The following is a 21,823-nucleotide window of genomic DNA, read 5'->3' as shown; positions in this document are numbered from 1 at the left end:
ATGGAAAAAGACAAAAAAGGAGCGAAACAGGATCTTTCAGAAATATTGCAGTTTGTCGCCCCCGGCACACCTCTTCGCGAGGGAATCGAAAACGTCCTTCGGGCCAAAACAGGCGGATTAATCGTGGTCGGCTTCAATGATAAAGTGAAAGAAGTGGTTGATGGAGGGTTCCACATTAATTCTTCTTTCTCTCCGGCTCATCTGTACGAGCTGGCTAAAATGGACGGGGCGATTATTCTCAGCGATTCAGGGCAGAAAATTTTATATGCCAATACGCAGCTTATGCCTGAGGCGACGATACCATCCTCTGAGACGGGCATGAGGCACAGAACGGCCGAGCGTGTGGCCAAGCAGACCGGCTGTCTGATCATTGCGATTTCTGAAAGGCGGAATGTGATTACGCTCTATCAGGAAAATATGAAATATATACTCAAAGATATCGGCTTTATCTTAACAAAAGCCAATCAGGCGATTCAGACACTCGAAAAATACAAACTCATTTTGGACCATGCGATTTCCAATTTGAATGCGCTGGAGTTTGAAGAGCTTGTGACATTTGGGGATGTCATCTCTGTTCTGCATCGATATGAAATGGTGCTCAGAATCAAAAACGAAATTAATATGTATATTAAAGAGCTTGGAACAGAAGGCCATCTCATCAGGCTCCAGGTTAGTGAACTGATCACTGATATGGAGCAGGAAGCGGCGCTGTTCGTTAAAGATTATGTGAAAGAAAAAATCAAAGACCCGTTTGTCCTGCTGAAGCAGCTACAGGATATGTCGAGTTTCGAATTGCTGGATGACTCGATTCTCCTTAAGCTTTTAGGCTATTCAGCAACTACGAATATGGAGGAATACGTTTTCCCGAGAGGCTACAGGCTCCTTCACAAAATCCCCCGTCTCCCGATGCCGATCGTAGAAAATGTTGTCGAAGCATTTGGCCATTTAAAGCTCATTATCGAAGCGGATGTAAAAGAATTGGATGAAGTGGAAGGAATTGGGGCGGTCCGTGCCCAAAAGATAAAGAAAGGGTTAAAGAGACTTCAGGAGAAACATTATACTGACAGGCAGCTGTGAGAAAAATTTCTAAAAGTGATTAAAATTTGCAATTTATGGGTATATTATTCTTACTTTTTGTTTTCCCTTTTTCCGGTTGAAACAGCTGCATTCATAAAAATTAAAACGATTATTTTAAAGGAGGTGAAGGTATGTTGAAACGAATAGTTCAAGCGTTCTTTGCGATTTTGGGAGGCGTTATCGGTATTTTTCTCATACCGGAATTGTTTGTGCTGTTAAATGTACAGGACATACCTTTAGTAACAAACCCGTATGCGTCCGCTTGTTTAGGAGCTATCATCTTTTTTCTTCTGGGCATCTGGTGTGCGGATCATGTCATCAACTGGGTGAAACAAATTGAGGATTCCTTGATCAAAGCACCTGTCTCAGATTTATTGTTCGGCTCTTTGGGATTAATCTTCGGACTTATGCTCGCTTATCTTATCGTCAACGTCATTCCGTTAAAAGACATCCCTTATCAGTTGATCAGCACGGTCATTCCGATTGTGTTGGCCGCATTTCTCGGCTATCTCGGATTCCGTGTAGGTTTCAAGAAAAAGGATGAAATGCTGACACTTTTCACATCGAGAAAGAAAAAAGGTTCTGCTGAGGAAGAGCGTCCTGAAGAAGACAAAAAGCTGAAAATTTTAGACACAAGTGTTATTATAGATGGGAGAATTGCTGATATTTGTCAGACCGGATTTCTTGAAGGCGTCATTGTGATTCCTCAGTTTGTGCTTGAGGAGCTGCAGCATATCGCCGACTCTTCAGACGTCCTCAAACGAAACAGAGGACGGAGAGGACTGGATATTTTAAATCGGATCCAGAAAGAGCTCGATATCAAAGTTGAAATTTATGAAGGCGATTTTGAAGATATTCAAGAGGTCGACAGCAAGCTTGTCAAACTGGCGAAATTGACCTCAGGCGTTGTCGTTACCAACGATTTCAATTTGAACAAAGTATGCGAGCTCCAAAAGGTTGCCGTATTGAACATCAACGACCTTGCCAACGCCGTCAAACCTGTCGTGCTTCCGGGAGAAGAAATGAAGGTGCAGGTCATCAAAGACGGGAAAGAACATAATCAGGGCGTGGCTTATCTGGACGACGGCACGATGATTGTCGTGGAAGAAGGGCGGAATTATATCGGCAAACATATCGACGTGCTCGTGACCAGCGTGCTGCAGACAGCGGCTGGCAGAATGATATTCGCCAAGCCAAAACTGCTGGAAAAGGCGCTTTGAAAAAGGGAGAAATAAAATGAATTACGAAGTCGTCATTCCTGCCGCCGGACAAGGTAAACGAATGAATGCCGGGAAAAACAAACTGTTTATCGAGGCGAAAGGAATACCTGTGATTATTCATACATTAAAGGTGTTTGAAAACCATGATGCCTGCAAAAGGATCATTCTTGTCATCAATGAACAGGAATTCGGTGAATTCAGCACCCTTTTAAAAACCTATCATTTTACAACTCCGATCGAGATGGTTCCGGGCGGAAGAGAACGCCAGCAAAGCGTATTTGCGGGTATTAAAGCGGCCGGCAAAGAGGAAACGGTCCTCGTCCATGACGGAGCAAGACCCTTTATTAAACGGGAATATATCGAACAGCTTGTCGAGAAAGCGAAGGAAACAGGGGCTGCTATCGTTGCCGTACCTGTTAAAGACACGATCAAACGCGTTCAAGACGGTGAAGTAGCCGGAACGATTGAACGTTCAAGCTTGTGGGCCGCTCAAACCCCACAAGCTTTTCGTCTTTCTATTCTGATGAATGCTCACCTTGAGGCTGAAACAAAAGGTTTCCTCGGTACGGACGACGCCAGTCTGGTCGAGGAAGCCGGAGGTACGGTTGCAATCATTCAAGGGGATTATCAAAACATCAAACTGACGACCCCGGATGACTTGCTTGTCGCAGAAGCGATATTAGAAGCGGAAAAGAGGAATGAACATGTTTAGAATAGGCCAAGGATTTGACGTCCATCAACTAGTGGAAGGCAGGCCGCTCATTATCGGGGGAATTACGATTCCTTACGAAAAAGGCCTGCTCGGACATTCGGATGCCGATGTGCTTTTGCACACGATTGCGGATGCGTGTCTCGGCGCCGTCGGCGAGGGCGATATCGGAAAACACTTTCCGGATACCGACCCTGAGTTCAAAGATGCCGACTCCTTCAAACTCCTTCGTCACGTCTGGATGATTGTGAAGGAAAAAGGCTATACGCTCGGGAACCTGGATTGTACAATCATCGCCCAAAAGCCTAAAATGGCGCCGTATATCGAAGACATGAGAGCCAGAATTGCCGAAGGGCTTGAGGCGGAAATGTCCCAAATTAACGTAAAAGCGACCACAACCGAAAAGCTCGGATTTACGGGAAGAGCCGAAGGAATCGCCGCTCAGGCTTCCGTTCTGCTCCAAAAGGTATAATTCATTTTGAAGACAGGTTCATTTGATGATAGAATAGGAAATAAATTTGAACTCTGTTAGAGACGAAAGGAAGTTAGACAGATGGGAAACGAAGTTCGGGTTCGTTATGCGCCGAGCCCAACAGGCCATTTACATATCGGAAATGCCAGAACCGCTCTCTTTAATTATTTGTTTGCCCGGAGCCAAGGCGGAAAATTCATCATCCGCATTGAAGATACGGACCGGAAGCGTAACATTGAAGGCGGAGAGCAAAGCCAGCTGAACTATTTAAAATGGCTGGGCATCGACTGGGATGAAAGCGTGGATGTCGGCGGAGAATACGGACCATACCGCCAATCCGAAAGAAACGACATTTACAAAACATATCACGAGGAGCTTCTTGAAAAAGGGCTTGCCTACAAATGTTACTGCACGGAAGAAGAGCTTGAGAAAGAGCGCGAGGAACAGGCTGCCCGCGGAGAAATGCCGCGCTACTCAGGCAAGTGCCGCAATTTAACTAAAGAAGAGCAGGAAAAGCTCGAAGCTGAAGGAAGACAGCCGAGCATCCGCTTTAAAGTCCCTCAAGGAGAAGTCATCAGCTTCAATGACATCGTCAAAGGAGAAATTTCTTTTGAAACAGACGGCATCGGCGACTTCGTTATCGTGAAGAAAGACGGAACGCCTACTTACAACTTTGCCGTAGCTGTCGATGACTATTTAATGAAAATGACGCATGTCCTGCGCGGCGAAGACCACATTTCCAATACGCCGAAGCAGATCATGATTTACAACGCCCTTGGCTGGGACATCCCGGCATTTGGACATATGACATTAATCGTCAATGAAAACCGTAAAAAACTGAGCAAACGGGATGAGTCCATCATTCAATTTATCGAACAGTACGAAGAGCTCGGCTATTTGCCGGAAGCATTGTTTAACTTCATCACTCTTCTCGGCTGGTCGCCGGTCGGAGAAGAAGAGCTTTTTACAAAAGAACAGTTTATTGAGATATTTGATGTACACCGTTTGTCAAAATCACCAGCGGTATTTGATACGCATAAACTGAAATGGGTCAACAACCAGTATGTGAAAAAACTTGATCTTGATCAGGTGATCGAATTGACCGTTCCGCATTTGCAAAAAGCGGGCAAGGTTTCAGAAGAGCTAACAGGCAGCGAACAGGAATGGGTTCGCAAGCTGATTTCTCTATATCAGGAACAGTTGAGCTACGGCGCTGAAATCGTCGAGTTAACAGAGTTGTTCTTTAAAGACGATATCCAGTATAATCGTGAAGCAAGAACAGTTTTAGAAGAAGAGCAGGTTCCGGAAGTGCTTCGCGTATTTGCCGAAAAGCTTGAGCAGCTTGACTCGTTTACGGCAGATGAGATCAAGGCATCCATCAAAGCCGTTCAAAAAGAAACAGGACATAAAGGGAAAAAGCTGTTTATGCCGATCCGCGTAGCGACGACAGGCCAGACCCACGGTCCTGAACTGCCTCAGTCCATTGAATTATTGGGGAAAGACACCGTTTTAAAACGGCTGAATAACATTATTCAATAAGATAAATCGTTGACAGGGATAAGTATAAAGCCAGGGCCTTTAAAGAGAGAGTCTTCATCGGCTGGAAAAGACTTAAGCGCCGGGCTTTAGAAATGCACCTCTTGAGACCTTTGAAGAACGTTTTTACACAAGTATTCAAAGGCGGTATCCGCCGTTATGGATGAGAGTTGAGAAAACAGTTGTGCTGTTTTCTAAACAGAGTGGAACCGCGCGTCAAAAAGCGTCTCTGTCATTAGACAGAGGCGTTTTTTTATATGGTTTGACAATAGATAGAGACAAAGGAAGCGGGGAACGGGGGGAATCATGTGTTCTTTAAAATGCTGAAAGAAGATGTAGACGTCGTATTTGATCAAGATCCAGCTGCGAGAAGCTACATTGAAGTCATCTTAACTTATTCAGGTTTGCATGCTATATGGGCGCATCGAATTGCACATGCTTTATATAAAAGAAAAAGGTTTTTCATCGCCAGAACGATCTCTCAAATCGCCCGCTTCTTTACAGGCATCGAAATTCACCCGGGTGCCAAGATCGGCAGGAGGTTTTTCATCGATCACGGCATGGGGGTTGTGATCGGCGAAACCTGTGAGATCGGAAACAATGTCACGGTTTTTCAGGGCGTAACGCTAGGAGGAACTGGAAAAGAAAAAGGCAAAAGGCATCCGACAATCGAGGATCATGCCCTGATCTCAACAGGGGCAAAAGTGCTTGGATCCATTACAATCGGAAGAGGGGCGAAAATCGGCGCCGGCTCCGTCGTCCTGCATGATGTGCCTGAATGCTCCACCGTTGTCGGCATCCCGGGCCGCGTCGTCGTACAAAACGGAAAGAAAATCAGACGCGACTTGAACCACCAGGACTTGCCGGATCCGGTGGCTGACCGCTTCAGAGAATTGGAAAACGAAATCAGGCAGCTGAAACAAGAGCTCCGGAGAAAAGAAAGGGAAGATGAGCTGTGACACTAACACTGTATAATACTCTCACACGAAAAAAAGAGCCGTTTGTGCCTCTTGAAGAAGGCAAGGTCAAAATGTATGTGTGCGGTCCGACCGTATATAACTACATTCACATCGGAAACGCGAGGCCGGCGATCGTCTATGACACGGTCAGAAAGTATTTGGAGTATAAAGGCTATGACGTCCAATACGTCTCCAATTTTACAGATGTCGATGACAAATTAATTAAAGCGGCAAATGAGCTTGGAGAGGAAGTGCCGGTCATCGCCGAACGCTTTATTAAGGCGTACTTCGAAGATGTCGGTTCACTGGGCTGCACAAAAGCGGATTGCCATCCGCGCGTCACTGAAAACATGGATGAAATCATCGATTTTATTCGAACGCTGATCGATAAGGGCTATGCTTATGAGGCAGACGGGGATGTTTATTATAAAACAAGATCGTTTGAAGGTTATGGAAAGCTGTCGCATCAATCAGTCGATGAGCTGAGATCAGGCGCCCGGATTCAAGTGGGCGAGAAAAAAGAAGATGCGCTCGATTTCGCATTATGGAAAGCGGCGAAAGATAACGAAATCTCCTGGGATAGCCCTTGGGGAAAAGGCCGTCCCGGCTGGCATATCGAGTGCTCTGCGATGGCGAAAAAATATTTGGGCGATTCGATCGACATTCACGCCGGCGGCCAGGATTTGACCTTCCCACATCACGAAAACGAAATTGCCCAATCGGAAGCATTGACAGGGAAGCCTTTCGCAAAGTATTGGCTTCATAACGGCTACATTAATATCGATAATGAGAAAATGTCAAAATCGCTCGGTAACTTTGTGCTTGTGCATGACATTATTAAAGAGCATGATCCCCAAGTGCTGCGGTTTTTCATGCTGTCTGTTCATTACAGACATCCGATCAACTATTCGGTCGAACTTCTTGAGAACACAAAAAATGCTTTTGGTCGTCTAAAAACAGCTTATAGCAATTTGCAGTATCGCCTGAAAAGCAGTACAAATTTAACAGAGGGCGATTCAGAATGGCTTGGAAAAATTGAAGAGCAGCGAAAAGCCTTTGAAACGGCAATGGATGATGATTTTAATACAGCGAATGCAATTTCCGTCCTGTTTGATCTGGCCAAACACGCCAACTACTATCTGCAGGAAAAGAATACTTCAGAACATGTCATTCAGGCATTTCTACAGCTGTTTGACGAGATCTGCTCAGTTCTCGGCTTCTCCCTCAAGGAACAGGAACTTTTGGATAAGGACATTGAAGAACTGATCGAGAAGCGGAATGAAGCCCGCAGAAACCGTGACTTCGCAACATCTGACCAGATTCGCGACCAGCTGAAAAGCATGAACATTATCCTGGAGGACACTCCACAGGGTACACGCTGGAAAAGAGGAGAATCGTAAACATGAATTTGGAAACCATTAAAGACGCCAAACAGCTGAATGGTTTGGCGCTTGCTTACATGGGTGATGCCGTATTAGAGGTATACGTCAGGCATCACCTCTTAAAGCAAGGCAGGACAAGGCCCAATGATCTGCACAGGCGGTCGAGGCGCTATGTCTCTGCCAAGTCGCAGGCAAGCATGCTGTTTGCGCTAGAGGAGCAGGAATTTTTCACCGAGGAAGAACAGGCTGTGCTGAGAAGAGGACGGAATGCCAAATCCGGAACGGTACCGAAAAATACGGATGTTCAAACATATCGTTACAGTACGGCTTTTGAGGCGGTCATCGGGTATCTTTTTCTTGAGAACAGGGAAGATAGGCTTAATGAACTCATCAAAGCAGCACTGGAAAAACGGGATGGCAGGGAGGAAGTCAAATGAGTGAGCAGCATGATTACGTCATAGGAAAAAACGCGGTCATCGAAACATTAAAGTCAGGCCGGGAATTGTATAAGCTGTGGATGGCGGAAAACACAGTGAAGGGACAGGCTCAGCAAGTCGTTGAACTTGCCGCCAAAAAAGGCATCACGATTCATTATGTCCCAAGAAAAAAACTTGATCAAATGGTTTCCGGACAGCATCAAGGCGTCGTCGCTCAGGTCGCGGCTTACGAGTATGCCGAACTGGATGATCTTTTTCAAAAGGCCGAAGACAGAAATGAACAGCCGTTTATCCTCGTTTTAGACGAGATTGAGGATCCGCACAATCTGGGCTCTATTATGCGCACCGCAGACGCGGTAGGGGCTCATGGCATCATCATCCCGAAGAGGCGCGCGGTCGGCCTTACGACGACTGTCGCCAAAGCCTCGACAGGAGCCATCGAACATATTCCGGTCGTCAAAGTGACCAACCTGTCGCGAACCCTGGAAGAAATGAAGCAACGGGGCATTTGGGTAGTCGGTACCGATGCGTCTGGAAAACAGGACTACAGGTCGCTTGACGGAAATATGCCGCTTGCGCTTGTCATCGGCAGCGAAGGAAAAGGCATGGGAAGGCTTGTAAAAGAGAAATGTGATTTTCTCATCCGCCTGCCGATGGCGGGAAAAGTTACGTCCCTGAACGCCTCAGTCGCAGCCGGCCTCCTGATGTATGAAGTGTACCGGAAACGAAGCCCTCTGGGAGAATAGACGGAATGGACATCCTGTTGGTCGACGGTTATAACATGATTGGGGCATGGCCTCAGTTGAAAGATTTAAAAGAAAACAGTTTTGAAGAAGCAAGGGATCTGTTGATACAGAAGATGGCGGAATATCAATCGTATACTGGGTTCCGGGTAATCGTTGTCTTTGATGCGCATCTCGTTAAAGGAATCGAGAAAAAGAAGGTCAATCATCGCGTAGAAGTGATATTCACAAGGGAAAATGAAACGGCTGATGAACGGATCGAAAAACTGGTGTCAGACTTGAATAATATTCAGACGCAACTCCATGTTGCCACATCTGACTACACAGAGCAATGGGCGATTTTCGGCCAAGGGGCCCTGCGCAAATCAGCCAGGGAGCTGCTCAGGGAAGTCGAAGCGATCGAAAGGCAAATCGAAAAAAGGGTGAAACAAATCACTTCAGAACGTCCCGCGGGGAAAATTCCATTGTCAGAAGACGTCTTGAAGATCTTCGAAAAATGGCGGCGTGGCGACTTGGATTAGGTTGACGCTTTTTTGTCCATTACTGTATAATATTTCTATCTACGTGCGGTCGGGGGGATCGGAGTGAACTTACAAAACAACCAGGGAAAATTCAGCAAAGAACAGTTCAGCAAAGAACGTTTTTGCCAGTTGGAAGACGAGCAGGTCATTGAAATGGTTCATGTCGGAGACAGTGATGCGTTAGATTACTTGATTACAAAGTACCGTAATTTTGTAAGGGCAAAAGCAAGATCCTACTTCTTAATCGGGGCTGATCGGGAAGATATCGTTCAGGAAGGCATGATTGGACTCTACAAATCTATCCGTGATTTTAGAGAGGACAAGCTGACTTCATTCAAAGCTTTTGCAGAATTATGCATTACCCGCCAAATTATTACCGCTATCAAAACAGCTACTCGCCAGAAACATATTCCGCTCAATTCTTATGTGTCGCTGGACAAGCCCATTTATGACGAGGAATCAGACCGGACGCTTCTCGATGTGATTTCCGGAGCCAAGGTCATGAATCCTGAAGAGCTGATCATCAATCAGGAAGAATTCGATGATATCGAGCTGAAAATGGGAGAATTGCTTAGTGATTTAGAAAGAAAAGTTCTTGCGCTCTATCTCGACGGAAGATCCTATCAGGAAATATCCGAAGAACTAAACCGCCATGTAAAATCGATCGATAATGCGCTCCAGCGTGTCAAAAGAAAGCTTGAAAAGTACCTGGAGCTCCGCGAAATCAGCTTGTAGCCAATGCTTATGGCATATTGACAGTCATTTTATGACTGTGATATGTTACTTAGGAAAATGATCGTCCAGAAAAAGGTGTAAACATGAAGAAAAAAGTAACGTTAGCCTGCAAAAATTGCGGAAGTCGTAATTATACGACAATGAAAAGCTCCGCAGCTTTGGCTGAACGGCTCGAAGTAAAGAAATACTGCAATAACTGCAATTCACATACAGTACATCTGGAAACAAAATAGGCGTTTTTGTTTTTAGGTTGTGGAGGTTTCTTACCATGGGTATTATCAAATTTTTAAAGAATGTCGGAAAAGAAATGAAAAAGGTCACCTGGCCTAAAGGAAAAGAACTAACGCGCTATACGATCACTGTTATCACCACCGTTATCTTTTTCGCTATCTTTTTTGCACTCATCGATTCGGGTATTACGCAATTAATTCGTTTAATAGTTGAATAATGATCAGCATAACGTGTTATAATAGATCTAAATATGACTTGCCAAAAAACCCGTTTAACGGGTTTTTTCATTGTTTCAAAATATGAGGCTCGTATAAAAGAAAGTGTCAGTTTCCCGGTACGGCCAAAAACTTTTAAGGTGTGGGGAGGGAAGGACTGAAAGGGTCCTGAATGAGAATGGAAAAGAAATGGTATGTGGTTCATACGTACTCCGGCTATGAAAATAAAGTAAAGGCGAATTTGGAAAAACGGGTGGAATCGATGGGGATGCAGGATAAGATATTCCGCGTCGTTGTACCTGAAGAGGAAGAAACCGATATTAAAAACGGCAAGAAAAAAGTCGTTAAAAAGAAAGTATTCCCTGGGTATGTACTTGTCGAACTAGTCATGACGGATGATTCCTGGTATGTTGTTCGAAATACGCCTGGCGTGACCGGGTTTGTCGGTTCAGCCGGATCAGGTTCAAAGCCGACTGCGCTGCTTCCGGGCGAAGCGGAAAAAATTCTGAAGCGGATGGGGCTTGAAGAAAGAAAAACAGAAATCGACTTTGAATTAAAAGAAACCGTCAAGGTGATCGACGGCCCGTTTGCTGATTTCACAGGGACGATCGAAGAGATCGACCACGACAAAAATAAAGTCAAAGTATTCGTTAATATGTTCGGAAGAGAGACCCCGGTTGAGCTCGAATTTACTCAAGTTGACAAATTGTAATGGAAAAGCGCTTGAAATCACTATATAAAAGTGATAATATACAAAGGTGCGTCTTGGCAAAAAGGTCAAGGCAGCTAGCTTGATATTTTCATCATTCATATAAAGAATGAGACCTTGAGTGGGAGGGTTCACCCTATTACCACATCACGGACTTAAGGAGGTGTGTCTCGTGGCTAAAAAAGTAGTTAAAGTTGTAAAATTGCAAATTCCTGCTGGAAAAGCGAATCCAGCTCCGCCAGTTGGTCCTGCATTGGGTCAAGCCGGTGTTAACATCATGGGATTCTGTAAGGAGTTTAACGCTCGTACATCTGACCAAGCTGGTCTGATCATTCCTGTAGAAATTTCGGTTTACGAAGACCGTTCATTTACATTTATCACAAAAACTCCGCCTGCTGCTGTATTGCTTAAAAAAGCGGCTGGAATTGAGTCAGGTTCTGGTGAGCCTAACCGTAATAAAGTCGCAACCGTTAAACGCGATAAAGTACGTGAAATCGCCGAAACAAAAATGCCTGACTTAAATGCGGCAGATGTTGAAGCGGCTATGCGTATGGTTGAAGGAACTGCCCGCAGTATGGGTATTGTGATCGAAGACTAATTTTTGTCTCTTTGCTGGGTTGCGAGTTTGGATCAGACAAGTTCGCAACCCTTATTCGTGGGAGGTTATTCCGCTAAAACCACTAAGGAGGAAATTTTAAAATGGCTAAAAAAGGTAAAAAATACGTCGAAGCTGCCAAGCTTGTAGAGCGTACAAAAGCTTACGACGTAAACGAAGCGATTGAGCTTGTGAAAAAAACAAACACAGCTAAATTCGATGCCACTGTTGAAGCGGCATTCCGTTTAGGTGTTGACCCTCGTAAAAACGACCAGCAAATCCGCGGTGCAGTTGTACTTCCAAACGGAACAGGCAAAACTCAGCGCGTTCTTGTTTTCGCTAAGGGCGAAAAAGCGAAAGAAGCGGAAGCTGCTGGTGCAGACTACGTAGGCGATTCTGATTACATCAACAAAATTCAGCAAGGCTGGTTTGATTTTGATGTAATCGTTGCGACTCCTGATATGATGGGTGAAGTCGGTAAAATCGGACGCGTGCTTGGACCAAAAGGTCTTATGCCAAACCCTAAAACAGGAACGGTTACTTTCGAAGTTGAAAAAGCAGTCAACGAAATCAAAGCTGGTAAAGTTGAATACCGCGTTGATAAAGCAGGAAACATCCACGTTCCAATCGGAAAAGTGTCATTCGAAGAAGGCAAGCTTGTAGAAAACTTCGCGACAATGTACGACACAATTTTGAAAGCGAAACCTGCTGCTGCTAAAGGTGTATACGTGAAAAACGTTTCTGTTACATCTACAATGGGACCTGGAATCAAAGTGGACCCATCAACTTTCAACGTAAAATAATATTGACTTTTGATAAGACGTTCTGATATAATTCAAAACGTTGTAAAAATAAAATATGTCCATTTATACCGTAGACAGTAGGTGCCCATAAGGCTTAATCTCCTACCGAGGTGTATATATATCACAGCTCTAGCGTTACGTATGCTTGTATATACAGCCTCCATGTCGAATGGAGGCTTTTTATATGGAACATGTCGTTAAAGAACGTGATCACCGAACGGTATAAGTGTTACACAGATGAATCTTACAGGAGGTGTAACCATGAGTAGCGCAATTGAAACAAAAAAAGTTGTTGTTGAAGAAATTACTTCTAAACTGAAAGAAAGTAAATCAACGATCATCGTTGACTATCGCGGCCTTAACGTAGCTGAAGTAACAGAACTTCGTAAACAGCTTCGCGAAGCTAACGTTGAGTTCAAAGTGTACAAAAACACGATGACTCGCCGTGCGGTTGAACAAGCTGAACTTGATGGTTTGAACGATTTCTTAACAGGACCGAATGCGATTGCATTCAGCACTGAAGATGTTGTCGCTCCAGCTAAAGTTCTTAACGAGTTTGCTAAAAAGCACGAAGCTCTTGAAATCAAAGCGGGCGTAATCGAAGGCAAAGTATCTACAGTTGAAGAAGTGAAAGCTCTTGCTGAACTTCCATCTCGCGAAGGCTTGCTTTCTATGTTGCTTAGCGTACTTCAAGCTCCAGTTCGCAACCTTGCTCTTGCAACTAAAGCTGTTGCAGAACAAAAGGAAGAACAAGGCGCTTAATAGCATCAGTATCTAAAAAATAAAACAAAATGGAGGAATTACAAATGGCTTTAAATATCGAAGAAATCATTGCTTCCGTTAAAGAAGCAACTGTACTTGAATTGAACGACTTAGTAAAAGCAATCGAAGAAGAATTTGGCGTAACTGCTGCTGCTCCTGTAGCTGTAGCTGGCGGAGCTGCTGCAGGCGGTGCTGCTGAAGAAAAAACTGAATTTGATCTTGTTCTTGCTGGTGCAGGAGATCAAAAAATCAAAGTTATCAAAGTTGTTCGTGAAATCACTGGTCTTGGCTTGAAAGAAGCTAAAGAACTTGTTGACAACACTCCAAAACCTCTTAAAGAAGGTATTGCGAAAGAAGAAGCTGAAGAGCTTAAAGCTAAACTTGAAGAAGTTGGCGCTTCTGTAGAAGTTAAGTAATCTTCACCTAATCTTTAGGGGAAAGCTCGCTTTTAAAAGCGGGCTTTTTCTTTGCTAATTAATTGTAGTCCCTTCCGCATAAGATACGCCATCTTGTTTCAAGATATCTGGAGAGTTCACCAACTGAGGAGGTTCTGTGATGACTGACCATTATTATTCGGAAAAACCTTCAGCAAAAAGCAGCAGATCAACGTGGGCATTTCGCTTGAGAAACCGGACGTTTACTTTTATCAGCGACAGCGGAGTTTTTTCAAAAAGAGAAGTGGACTTTGGCTCAAGGCTGCTGATTGAAGCTTTCCGGGAACCGGATACAGAAGGTGATTTTTTGGATGTAGGCTGCGGCTATGGCCCGATTGGTCTTTCGCTTGCTGCGGATTTCGAAGACCGAATGGTTCACATGATCGATGTTAATGAAAGAGCTGTCGAACTTTCGAAGGAAAACGCGTTAAATAATCAGATCGACAACACAAAGATCTATCAGAGTGATCTGTTTGCCAACGTCGAACCTGCAAAAAAATTCGCTTCTATTATTACTAATCCCCCCATACGCGCCGGGAAAAAAACTGTGCACGCCATCTTTGAAAAAAGCGCTGAACATTTGCGGCCTTCAGGAGAGCTGTGGGTCGTCATTCAGAAAAAACAAGGCGGGCCTTCTGCCATTGAAAAATTAAAAGAACTTTTTGCGGACGTTGAAGTCGTTCACAAAAAGAAAGGGTACTATATCATCAAAGCAAAAAAAGTTTGACTCGGATTTTCAGCTATGTTAATATTATAAAATGCCAATGTATATATTTTGCTGCTGTTTTTAAGAAACGCCTAGGTTTGTATAAAATATACATTTTTGGGAACACTAATAAAATCGGTATTTTGTTTTTGGATGTGGTTTTCTAAATTAGAAACCCTTTTTTCTTTTGTCTTGTAAAAGTATTTCTTACATATTTGCGGAAGAAATGCTTGTTACACATATATTACGCATGATTTGAGGGGTGAATCAGTTGACAGGTCAACTAGTTCAGTATGGACGACACCGCCAGCGCAGAAGCTATGCACGCATTAGCGAAGTGTTAGAATTACCAAATCTCATTGAAATTCAAACCTCTTCTTATCAGTGGTTTCTTGATGAGGGTCTTAGAGAGATGTTTCAAGACATATCGCCAATTGAGGATTTCACTGGTAACCTCTCTCTGGAATTTATCGACTACAGCTTGGGCGAGCCTAAGTATCCGGTAGAAGAATCAAAAGAGCGCGACGTGACCTACTCAGCTCCGCTGCGTGTTAAAGTCCGCTTAATCAACAAAGAGACCGGTGAAGTAAAGGATCAGGATGTCTTCATGGGTGATTTCCCTATTATGACAGACACTGGAACCTTTATTATCAACGGTGCGGAACGGGTCATTGTATCTCAGCTCGTTCGTTCTCCAAGTGTATATTTTAGTGGTAAAGTAGACAAAAACGGTAAGAAAGGTTTTACCGCGACTGTCATTCCAAACCGTGGCGCATGGTTAGAATACGAGACTGATGCGAAAGATGTTGTTTATGTACGCATCGATCGCACACGTAAGTTGCCGGTTACGGTTCTTTTGCGTGCTCTTGGCTTCGGATCTGACCAAGAGATCATTGATCTCGTCGGTGAAAACGAGTATTTGCGCAATACGCTTGATAAAGATAATACGGAAAACACCGATAAAGCGCTTCTTGAAATCTACGAGCGTCTTCGTCCAGGAGAGCCGCCTACAGTAGAAAACGCAAAAAGCCTGCTTGATTCAAGGTTCTTTGATCCGAAAAGATATGACCTTGCAAGTGTAGGACGTTATAAAATTAATAAAAAGCTTCACATCAAAAACAGACTGTTTAATCAGCGGCTTGCTGAAACGCTGATCGATCCTGAAACAGGCGAAATTCTTGCCGAAAAAGGCGCGATTTTAGACAGAAGAACGCTTGACAAAGTCCTTCCGTACCTTGAAAACGGAATCGGTTTTAAAAAGCTGTATCCGAACGGCGGAGTTGTCGAAGATGAAGTGACGCTTCAGTCTATTAAAATCTATGCCCCGACAGATCAAGAAGGGGAGCAGACAATCAATGTGATTGGAAATGCTTATATTGAAGAAGGCGTTAAAAATATTACACCTTCTGATATTATCTCTTCCATCAGCTATTTCTTTAACCTGCTTCACGGAGTGGGCGATACCGACGATATCGACCATTTAGGAAACCGCCGTCTCCGTTCAGTGGGAGAGCTTCTGCAAAACCAATTCCGTATCGGTTTAAGCAGAATGGAGCGTGTTGTTCGTGAAAGAATGTCTATTCAAGATACAAACACGATCACGCCACAGCAGCTGATCAATATTCGCCCTGTCATCGCATCAATCAAAGAGTTTTTCGGAAGCTCGCAGCTTTCTCAGTTTATGGATCAGACGAATCCGCTTGCTGAGCTGACGCATAAGCGCCGTCTGTCAGCGCTCGGACCGGGCGGTTTGACCCGTGAGCGCGCCGGAATGGAAGTCCGTGACGTTCACTATTCCCACTACGGCCGGATGTGTCCGATTGAAACTCCTGAGGGTCCAAACATCGGCTTGATCAACTCGCTTTCTTCATTCGCGAAAGTGAACCGTTTCGGCTTCATCGAAACGCCGTATCGCCGCGTTGACCCTGAGACTGGAAAAGTAACGCCGAGAATCGATTACTTGACAGCTGATGAAGAAGACAACTATGTCGTTGCCCAGGCTAACGCACGTCTGAATGATGACGGATCTTTTGTGGATGACAGCATCGTCGCCCGTTTCAGAGGGGAGAACACCGTTGTTCCGAAAGACCGCGTCGACTATATGGACGTTTCGCCTAAACAGGTTGTCTCTGCCGCGACTGCATGTATTCCATTCTTGGAAAACGATGACTCAAACCGCGCCCTAATGGGAGCGAACATGCAACGGCAGGCTGTACCTCTTATGCAGCCTGAATCTCCGATCGTCGGAACCGGAATGGAGTATGTATCTGCAAAAGACTCCGGTGCCGCTGTTATTTGCCGCCATCCTGGAATCGTTGAACGGGTGGAAGCGAAAAACATCTGGGTGCGCCGTTATGAAGAAGTCGACGGCCAGAAAGTCAAAGGAAACCTTGATAAATACAGCCTGCTGAAGTTTGTTCGTTCCAACCAGGGAACTTGCTACAACCAGCGTCCGATCGTAAGCGTCGGTGATGAGGTTGTAAAAGGTGAAATTTTAGCTGACGGTCCGTCTATGGAAAAAGGTGAGCTTGCCCTTGGACGCAACGTCATGGTCGGCTTTATGACATGGGATGGCTACAACTACGAGGATGCCATCATCATGAGCGAACGCCTTGTAAAAGACGACGTATACACGTCTATTCATATTGAGGAATACGAATCAGAGGCCCGGGATACAAAACTCGGACCTGAAGAAATTACACGTGATATTCCAAACGTCGGTGAAGACGCTCTTCGCAATCTCGATGAACGCGGAATTATCCGTGTCGGTGCTGAAGTAAAAGACGGAGATCTTCTTGTTGGTAAAGTAACGCCTAAAGGTGTTACAGAGCTTACTGCAGAAGAGCGCCTGCTTCACGCCATCTTCGGCGAAAAAGCGCGTGAAGTCCGCGATACGTCGCTGCGTGTGCCTCACGGAGGCGGCGGTATCATCCTTGATGTAAAAGTGTTCAACCGCGAAGACGGAGACGAACTGCCTCCGGGCGTTAACCAGCTCGTCCGCGTTTACATCGTTCAGAAGCGTAAAATTTCTGAAGGGGACAAAATGGCCGGACGCCACGGGAACAAAGGTGTTATTTCGAAAATCCTTCCTGAGGAAGATATGCCGTATCTGCCTGACGGAACACCGATTGACATCATGTTAAACCCGCTGGGCGTACCATCGCGTATGAACATCGGGCAGGTGTTGGAGCTGCACCTTGGTATGGCTGCACGCCGTCTCGGTCTGCATGTCGCGTCGCCGGTATTTGACGGTGCCCGCGAAGAAGATGTGTGGGAAACGCTTGAAGAAGCCGGCATGTCAAGGGACGCAAAGACAGTCCTTTACGACGGCCGAACTGGGGAGCCGTTTGACAACCGGGTGTCTGTCGGCATCATGTACATGATCAAATTGGCTCACATGGTTGACGACAAATTGCACGCGCGTTCTACAGGTCCTTACTCACTCGTTACCCAGCAGCCTCTCGGAGGTAAAGCGCAGTTCGGTGGACAGCGTTTTGGAGAGATGGAAGTTTGGGCGCTTGAAGCTTACGGTGCAGCATATACACTTCAAGAAATCCTGACTGTTAAATCGGATGATGTCGTAGGCCGTGTGAAAACATACGAAGCCATCGTAAAAGGCGACAATGTTCCAGAACCTGGTGTTCCGGAATCGTTCAAAGTATTGATCAAAGAGCTTCAAAGCTTAGGTATGGACGTCAAAATCCTATCAAGCGACGAAGAAGAAATCGAAATGAGAGACTTGGAAGACGACGAAGACGCGAAACAAAACGAAGGGCTTTCTCTGCCGAATGATGAAGAGTCTGAAGAATTCGTTTCTGCTGACGCAGAGCGCGATGTCGTCACAAAAGAATAAACGAATTTTATACGCAAGTGACAGGGTATAACCCGAAGATAAAAAGGGAGGTAGGCCCCTTGCTGGATGTGAACAATTTTGAGTATATGAACATCGGTCTCGCTTCACCTGACAAAATCCGTTCATGGTCTTACGGAGAAGTGAAAAAGCCTGAAACAATCAACTATCGTACTTTGAAACCTGAAAAAGATGGTCTATTCTGCGAGCGCATTTTCGGTCCTCAAAAGGACTGGGAATGCCACTGCGGAAAGTACAAGCGGGTTCGTTATAAAGGCGTAGTCTGCGACCGTTGTGGAGTTGAAGTAACCCGGGCTAAAGTCCGTCGTGAGAGAATGGGGCATATCGAGCTGGCAGCCCCTGTTTCTCACATCTGGTATTTTAAAGGAATCCCGAGCCGTATGGGTCTTGTGCTGGATATGTCTCCGCGCGCATTGGAAGAAGTCATTTACTTTGCTTCTTATGTCGTAACAGATCCGGCCAATACACCGCTTGAGAAAAAACAGCTTCTTTCTGAAAAAGAGTACCGGGCGTACCTTGATAAATACGGAAATAAATTCCAGGCATCAATGGGTGCTGAAGCGATTCATAAGCTCCTTCAAGATATCGACCTCGATAAAGAAGTGGATATGCTGAAAGAAGAGCTTAAAACGTCACAAGGACAGCGCCGCACACGTGCGATCAAACGCTTGGAAGTATTGGAAGCATTCCGCAACTCCGGAAATAAGCCGTCCTGGATGATCCTCGACGTTCTTCCGGTCATTCCGCCTGAGCTGAGACCGATGGTACAGCTTGACGGTGGACGTTTTGCAACTTCCGATCTGAACGATTTGTACCGCCGTGTCATCAACCGTAACAATCGTTTAAAACGTCTTTTGGATCTTGGAGCGCCAAGCATTATCGTTCAAAACGAAAAGCGCATGCTTCAAGAAGCCGTGGACGCGCTGATCGATAACGGACGCAGAGGCCGTCCTGTTACAGGTCCGGGAAACAGACCGTTAAAATCCCTTTCTCACATGCTGAAAGGTAAACAAGGCCGTTTCCGTCAAAACCTTCTCGGTAAACGTGTTGACTACTCAGGCCGTTCGGTTATCGTCGTAGGTCCGAACCTGAAAATGTATCAATGCGGTCTTCCGAAAGAAATGGCGCTGGAACTGTTCAAGCCATTCGTCATGAAAGAGCTTGTTGAAAAAGGTCTTGCCCACAACATTAAGAGTGCGAAGCGTAAAATTGAGCGCGTTCAGCCGGAAGTCTGGGATGTCCTTGAATCAGTTATCAAAGAACACCCTGTGCTTCTCAACCGTGCACCTACGCTTCACAGATTAGGTATTCAAGCGTTTGAACCAACGCTTGTCGAAGGCCGTGCCATCCGTCTTCATCCGCTTGTATGTACGGCATACAACGCTGACTTTGACGGTGACCAAATGGCGGTTCACGTTCCTTTATCAGCAGAAGCGCAAGCTGAGGCGCGCATCTTGATGCTTGCCGCACAAAACATCCTGAACCCTAAAGACGGAAAACCGGTCGTTACGCCGTCTCAGGATATGGTGCTTGGAAACTACTATCTGACGCTAGAACGCCCAGGCGCAGTCGGCGAAGGTATGGTTTTCAAAGATACGGATGAAGCGCTTCTTGCGTATCAAAACGGATATGTTCATTTGCATACGAGAGTAGCCGTTGCGGTTAACTCCCTGAAAAATGAAACATTTACCGAAGAACAGCGTTCCAAGCTGCTCGTTACAACTGTCGGAAAACTGATCTTCAACGAGATTCTTCCGCCGTCGTTCCCATACATGAACGAACCGACGAAGAGCAACATTGAAGAAAAAACACCTGACCGTTTCTTCTTGGATTACGGTGCAGATGTTAAAGAAGCCATTAAGAACCAGGAAATCAACCAGCCGTTCAAAAAAGGCATTTTGGGTAAAATCATTGCGGAGATCTTCAAAAGATTCCATATTACAGAAACATCAAAAATGCTTGACCGCATGAAAAACCTTGGATTTAAATATTCGACAAAAGCCGGAATTACGGTCGGTGTTTCCGATATCGTCGTATTGGACGACAAACAGGAAATCCTTGAAGAAGCGCAAGGAAAAGTTGATAACGTCATGAAGCAGTTCAGACGTGGTCTGATTACTGAAGAAGAGCGTTATGAACGGGTCATTTCCATCTGGAGTGCAGCTAAAGATACGATCCAAGGCAAGCTGATGAAATCCCTGGATGAAATCAACCCGATCTACATGATGAGTGATTCCGGAGCCCGGGGTAACGCATCAAACTTTACGCAGCTTGCGGGTATGCGCGGTCTGATGGCCAACCCGGCTGGACGGATCATCGAACTTCCGATCAAGTCAAGCTTCCGCGAAGGTTTAACGGTACTCGAGTACTTTATCTCTACTCACGGTGCGCGTAAAGGTCTTGCGGATACGGCTCTGAAGACAGCCGACTCAGGTTACCTGACACGCCGTCTCGTAGACGTAGCCCAAGACGTCATCATTCGTGAGACTGACTGCGGCACAGACCGAGGTATTCTTGCCAAAGCCATCACGGAAGGCACAGAAGTGATCGAGCGTCTTGAAGAGCGTCTTGTCGGCCGATTCGCGAGAAAACCTGTTAAACATCCGGAAACAGGTGAAGTGCTTGTGGATGAAAACGAGCTGATCGACGAAGATAAAGCGCTCGAAATTGTCGAAGCAGGCATTGAAGAAGTGTGGATCCGCTCCGCATTTACATGTAATACGTCACATGGTGTATGTAAACGATGCTACGGCCGCAACCTGGCAACAGGAACCGACGTCGAAGTCGGGGAAGCAGTCGGAATCATCGCTGCCCAGTCCATTGGTGAGCCGGGTACACAGTTAACAATGCGTACCTTCCATACGGGCGGGGTTGCCGGAGACGATATTACACAAGGTTTGCCGCGTATCCAGGAATTGTTTGAAGCGCGAAACCCTAAAGGTCAAGCGACGATCTCTGAAATTGACGGTGTCGTAGCTGAAATCAATGAAGTGCGTGACAAACAGCAGGAAATCGTCGTTCAGGGCGAAGTCGAAAGCCGTTCATATACGGCGCCTTACAACGCGCGCCTGAAAGTCACTGAAGGAGAGAAAATTTCCCGTGGCCAGGTGCTGACAGAAGGTTCGGTTGATCCGAAAGAGCTTCTGAAAGTTACTGACATCACGACGGTGCAAGAATACCTCCTTCATGAAGTGCAGAAGGTTTATCGTATGCAAGGGGTTGAAATCGGGGATAAGCACGTCGAGGTTATGGTTCGCCAGATGCTTCGCAAAGTGCGTGTCATCGATGCCGGCGACACGGAAGTGCTGCCAGGCACGCTGCTCGATATTCACCAGTTTACCGAAGCGAACAAAAAAGTTCTGCTCGGAGGCAAACGCCCTGCAACAGGCCGTCCGGTGCTTCTCGGTATCACCAAAGCATCGCTTGAAACGGATTCCTTCCTGTCTGCCGCGTCATTCCAGGAAACAACACGTGTCCTGACAGATGCAGCAATCAAAGGAAAACGCGATGAGCTTCTCGGCCTGAAAGAGAATGTTATCATCGGTAAGCTTGTTCCTGCTGGAACGGGTATGCTGAACTACCGTAAAGTGAAGCCGGTATTGCAAGTCCAATCATCTGATGAAATGGTTCCGGCTGAATAAATGAAAAAATCCTAAAGAAGGATGTCACTAAAAATTGTCATCATGTGTTGACATCCTTCTTTCAG

The 21,823-nt window shown here is 45.5% G+C and carries 21 protein-coding genes and 2 other annotated features; all 21 genes read left to right on the top strand.

Translation table 11 applies throughout. The features are described 5' to 3' along the window. The 21 genes from disA (at position 1) to rpoC (ending at position 21,758) form a co-directional block, all read left to right on the top strand. Entirely contained in the window at positions 1-1,077 is a 1,077-nt protein-coding gene (gene disA / locus M1E03_RS21020) for a DNA integrity scanning diadenylate cyclase DisA (RefSeq protein ID WP_020449840.1), read from the top strand. 131 nt (positions 1,078-1,208) lie between these two features. Continuing rightward, positions 1,209-2,297, top strand: coding sequence for a PIN/TRAM domain-containing protein (locus M1E03_RS21015; RefSeq protein WP_009330350.1), 1,089 nt, complete (start codon positions 1,209-1,211; stop codon positions 2,295-2,297). A 16-nt stretch (positions 2,298-2,313) separates the two neighbouring features. Beyond that, the gene (gene ispD / locus M1E03_RS21010) at positions 2,314-3,009 is read left to right on the top strand and encodes a 2-C-methyl-D-erythritol 4-phosphate cytidylyltransferase (protein WP_020449841.1); all 696 of its coding nucleotides are present in this window, start codon (positions 2,314-2,316) and stop codon (positions 3,007-3,009) included. Continuing rightward, entirely contained in the window at positions 3,002-3,478 is a 477-nt protein-coding gene (gene ispF / locus M1E03_RS21005) for a 2-C-methyl-D-erythritol 2,4-cyclodiphosphate synthase (protein WP_020449842.1), read from the top strand. The genes ispD and ispF overlap by 8 nt, the downstream gene beginning before the upstream one ends. Positions 3,479-3,559: 81 nt before the next feature. Further along, the gene (gene gltX / locus M1E03_RS21000; protein WP_103750568.1) at positions 3,560-5,017 is read left to right on the top strand and encodes a glutamate--tRNA ligase; all 1,458 of its coding nucleotides are present in this window, start codon (positions 3,560-3,562) and stop codon (positions 5,015-5,017) included. Then, positions 5,018-5,248, top strand: a binding site (T-box leader). 74 nt (positions 5,249-5,322) lie between these two features. Beyond that, entirely contained in the window at positions 5,323-5,973 is a 651-nt protein-coding gene (gene cysE, locus M1E03_RS20995) for a serine O-acetyltransferase (RefSeq protein ID WP_020449844.1), read from the top strand. Next, positions 5,970-7,373, top strand: a complete 1,404-nt coding sequence (cysS, locus tag M1E03_RS20990) for a cysteine--tRNA ligase (protein WP_035337469.1) — start codon at positions 5,970-5,972, stop codon at positions 7,371-7,373. Before cysE ends, cysS begins: the two co-directional genes overlap by 4 nt. A 2-nt stretch (positions 7,374-7,375) precedes the next feature. Then, the gene (locus M1E03_RS20985; protein ID WP_128823662.1) at positions 7,376-7,792 is read left to right on the top strand and encodes a Mini-ribonuclease 3; all 417 of its coding nucleotides are present in this window, start codon (positions 7,376-7,378) and stop codon (positions 7,790-7,792) included. After that, positions 7,789-8,538 carry a 23S rRNA (guanosine(2251)-2'-O)-methyltransferase RlmB gene (rlmB, locus tag M1E03_RS20980; protein WP_023855918.1) on the top strand — a complete coding sequence of 250 codons (750 nt, stop codon included), beginning with the start codon at positions 7,789-7,791 and terminating at the stop codon, positions 8,536-8,538. The genes M1E03_RS20985 and rlmB overlap by 4 nt, the downstream gene beginning before the upstream one ends. Positions 8,539-8,543: 5 nt before the next feature. Then, positions 8,544-9,056, top strand: a complete 513-nt coding sequence (gene rae1 / locus M1E03_RS20975) for a ribosome-dependent mRNA decay endonuclease Rae1/YacP (protein WP_020449848.1) — start codon at positions 8,544-8,546, stop codon at positions 9,054-9,056. 63 nt (positions 9,057-9,119) lie between these two features. After that, complete coding sequence (gene sigH / locus M1E03_RS20970) at positions 9,120-9,791, top strand: RNA polymerase sporulation sigma factor SigH (protein ID WP_003178288.1); 672 nt, start codon at positions 9,120-9,122, stop codon at positions 9,789-9,791. Positions 9,792-9,874: 83 nt separating this feature from the next. Then, positions 9,875-10,024: a 50S ribosomal protein L33 gene (gene rpmG / locus M1E03_RS20965; RefSeq protein ID WP_020449849.1), complete on the top strand. Its 150-nt coding sequence runs from the start codon at positions 9,875-9,877 to the stop codon at positions 10,022-10,024. Between the two features lie 35 nt (positions 10,025-10,059). Further along, positions 10,060-10,239, top strand: a complete 180-nt coding sequence (gene secE / locus M1E03_RS20960; RefSeq protein WP_003178291.1) for a preprotein translocase subunit SecE — start codon at positions 10,060-10,062, stop codon at positions 10,237-10,239. A 176-nt stretch (positions 10,240-10,415) separates the two neighbouring features. Next, a complete protein-coding gene (gene nusG, locus M1E03_RS20955) occupies positions 10,416-10,949 on the top strand; it encodes a transcription termination/antitermination protein NusG (RefSeq protein ID WP_003178298.1) in 534 nt (177 codons plus the stop codon). A 169-nt stretch (positions 10,950-11,118) separates the two neighbouring features. Next, positions 11,119-11,544, top strand: a complete 426-nt coding sequence (gene rplK, locus M1E03_RS20950) for a 50S ribosomal protein L11 (RefSeq protein ID WP_003178300.1) — start codon at positions 11,119-11,121, stop codon at positions 11,542-11,544. A gap of 101 nt (positions 11,545-11,645) precedes the next feature. After that, positions 11,646-12,344, top strand: a complete 699-nt coding sequence (gene rplA, locus M1E03_RS20945; RefSeq protein WP_020449850.1) for a 50S ribosomal protein L1 — start codon at positions 11,646-11,648, stop codon at positions 12,342-12,344. Between the two features lie 50 nt (positions 12,345-12,394). Then, positions 12,395-12,536: a sequence feature (ribosomal protein L10 leader region), on the top strand. Between the two features lie 69 nt (positions 12,537-12,605). Beyond that, positions 12,606-13,106, top strand: a complete 501-nt coding sequence (rplJ, locus tag M1E03_RS20940; protein ID WP_003178304.1) for a 50S ribosomal protein L10 — start codon at positions 12,606-12,608, stop codon at positions 13,104-13,106. A gap of 44 nt (positions 13,107-13,150) precedes the next feature. Beyond that, on the top strand, positions 13,151-13,522 hold the full coding sequence (gene rplL / locus M1E03_RS20935) for a 50S ribosomal protein L7/L12 (RefSeq protein ID WP_003178305.1): 372 nt from the start codon (positions 13,151-13,153) through the stop codon (positions 13,520-13,522). 139 nt (positions 13,523-13,661) lie between these two features. After that, complete coding sequence (locus M1E03_RS20930; RefSeq protein WP_020449851.1) at positions 13,662-14,267, top strand: class I SAM-dependent methyltransferase; 606 nt, start codon at positions 13,662-13,664, stop codon at positions 14,265-14,267. A 250-nt stretch (positions 14,268-14,517) separates the two neighbouring features. Continuing rightward, positions 14,518-18,099, top strand: a complete 3,582-nt coding sequence (gene rpoB / locus M1E03_RS20925) for a DNA-directed RNA polymerase subunit beta (RefSeq protein WP_165425833.1) — start codon at positions 14,518-14,520, stop codon at positions 18,097-18,099. 59 nt (positions 18,100-18,158) lie between these two features. After that, positions 18,159-21,758, top strand: coding sequence for a DNA-directed RNA polymerase subunit beta' (gene rpoC, locus M1E03_RS20920; RefSeq protein WP_020449853.1), 3,600 nt, complete (start codon positions 18,159-18,161; stop codon positions 21,756-21,758). Positions 21,759-21,823: the final 65 nt, after the last annotated feature.

The organism is Bacillus sp. PK6-013 (assembly GCF_054161445.1).
The sequence above is the reverse complement of the archived record's forward strand: the minus strand, read 5'-3'. Positions and strand labels throughout refer to the sequence as shown.

Bases quoted from the DNA above. Each gene is read 5' to 3' on its own strand.
- gltX (WP_103750568.1), top strand. From the start codon at position 3,560: ATGGGAAACGAAGTTCGGGTTCGTTATGCGCCGAGCCCAACAGGCCAT.
- rplJ (WP_003178304.1), top strand. From the start codon at position 12,606: ATGAGTAGCGCAATTGAAACAAAAAAAGTTGTTGTTGAAGAAATTACT.
- ispD (WP_020449841.1), top strand. From the start codon at position 2,314: ATGAATTACGAAGTCGTCATTCCTGCCGCCGGACAAGGTAAACGAATG.
- rplL (WP_003178305.1), top strand. From the start codon at position 13,151: ATGGCTTTAAATATCGAAGAAATCATTGCTTCCGTTAAAGAAGCAACT.
- secE (WP_003178291.1), top strand. From the start codon at position 10,060: ATGGGTATTATCAAATTTTTAAAGAATGTCGGAAAAGAAATGAAAAAG.
- rlmB (WP_023855918.1), top strand. From the start codon at position 7,789: ATGAGTGAGCAGCATGATTACGTCATAGGAAAAAACGCGGTCATCGAA.
- rae1 (WP_020449848.1), top strand. From the start codon at position 8,544: ATGGACATCCTGTTGGTCGACGGTTATAACATGATTGGGGCATGGCCT.
- M1E03_RS21015 (WP_009330350.1), top strand. From the start codon at position 1,209: ATGTTGAAACGAATAGTTCAAGCGTTCTTTGCGATTTTGGGAGGCGTT.
- M1E03_RS20985 (WP_128823662.1), top strand. From the start codon at position 7,376: ATGAATTTGGAAACCATTAAAGACGCCAAACAGCTGAATGGTTTGGCG.
- rplA (WP_020449850.1), top strand. From the start codon at position 11,646: ATGGCTAAAAAAGGTAAAAAATACGTCGAAGCTGCCAAGCTTGTAGAG.
- M1E03_RS20930 (WP_020449851.1), top strand. From the start codon at position 13,662: ATGACTGACCATTATTATTCGGAAAAACCTTCAGCAAAAAGCAGCAGA.
- rpmG (WP_020449849.1), top strand. From the start codon at position 9,875: ATGAAGAAAAAAGTAACGTTAGCCTGCAAAAATTGCGGAAGTCGTAAT.
- disA (WP_020449840.1), top strand. From the start codon at position 1: ATGGAAAAAGACAAAAAAGGAGCGAAACAGGATCTTTCAGAAATATTG.
- ispF (WP_020449842.1), top strand. From the start codon at position 3,002: ATGTTTAGAATAGGCCAAGGATTTGACGTCCATCAACTAGTGGAAGGC.
- nusG (WP_003178298.1), top strand. From the start codon at position 10,416: ATGGAAAAGAAATGGTATGTGGTTCATACGTACTCCGGCTATGAAAAT.